The 1,078-nt window shown below is 35.2% G+C and carries 2 protein-coding genes; both read right to left on the bottom strand.

Annotated features, from left to right (window positions below):
- Positions 1 to 223: 223 nt before the first annotated feature.
- A complete protein-coding gene (locus BM239_RS15255) occupies positions 224 to 529 on the bottom strand; it encodes a helix-turn-helix domain-containing protein (RefSeq protein WP_449374836.1) in 306 nt (101 codons plus the stop codon).
- A gap of 37 nt (positions 530 to 566) precedes the next feature.
- Positions 567 to 899, bottom strand: coding sequence for a type II toxin-antitoxin system RelE/ParE family toxin (locus BM239_RS15250; RefSeq protein ID WP_092210205.1), 333 nt, complete (start codon positions 897 to 899; stop codon positions 567 to 569).
- Positions 900 to 1,078: the final 179 nt, after the last annotated feature.

The raw sequence follows: 1,078 nt of genomic DNA, 5'->3' as shown, positions 1-1,078 counted from the left end.
GAAGTGCGTTATGTTCCGTAACAGTGATAAATCGGAAGAATAGAGTGAGATCTTTTTTTAGAAATTTTGGGGTACAGCAATGGTTGCCAACGGTTTTGTGTATGATTAGTGGCGTGTTCCACGCATCTAATTTAGCAAATAAAAACCGAATAGAAAATCCGCTAGGATTTTCGTAAGTAGGCGAGAACTAGCCATTAATTATACACGTTGTTGCCAGTAGTGCTTATGCTACTTTAAATTCCGATTCATTCATTTCGACACTAAATCGAACGTTTGCTTTCAATGCTCTGAACACTTTTAAAATCGTTTCGATAGTTACGTTTTTAGTGTTTCTTTCCAATTTCGAGATTTGTGATTTTTGAACTCCGATTAATTCTCCGAGTTGCTCTTGAGTTAAATTCCGTTCTTTTCGGACAGACTTTATCATATCTCCAAGCACTTCCATTCGCAAGTCAAATTCGTATTTGTCACGTTCTGGTGTTCCAACTTTTCCAATGTCCTTGTCCTTCATTTGGTCAAGTGTCATCATTTTCATTTTTTTATTTTTCGTTGCCATAATTTCAAGTTTATTCGTCAAAATATTCAGCTCTAATTTTCAATGCTTTCTCAATTTCTGATTTTGGAACTTTGCTAACCTTTTTTACCATTCCGTGTGTCGATAGCACAAGCGTTTCGATTTTATCTGTTTTGTCCCAAAAGGCAAAGAGTCTGTATTGAATTCCTTGATAAAGTGTTCTAAATTCCCAAATGTCGTCTGTTAGTTTTTTAAACAGTTTAGGGTCATTTTCTAGTTTCGCTTTATCCAAATTGTAATAGATTTTCTTTTTTGCTTTAGCATCCAATTTGGACATAAAGTCAATAGCTTGTTCAAGAAAAACCACCTCAAATTTTGGTTTCATTCAGTTTATTTGTCGTTATACTTTAGCAAAGATAACAAAAAAGTTGAATTATATGGAAACTTTTGATAATTTCGTCCGCATTACTGGCAACGGTAAGTGTATGAAATGGGCGAGTTTGCGTCCGAGGATTTTCCGCAGGAAAATCGGAAGGTAGCAAACGCACATTTACACTTGATTAG

This window comes from Algorimicrobium echini (genome assembly GCF_900115185.1).
GTDB lineage: Bacteria > Bacteroidota > Bacteroidia > Flavobacteriales > Flavobacteriaceae > Algorimicrobium > Algorimicrobium echini.
Note: the sequence above shows the minus strand (reverse complement) of the source record. Positions and strands in the feature narration are given on the sequence as shown.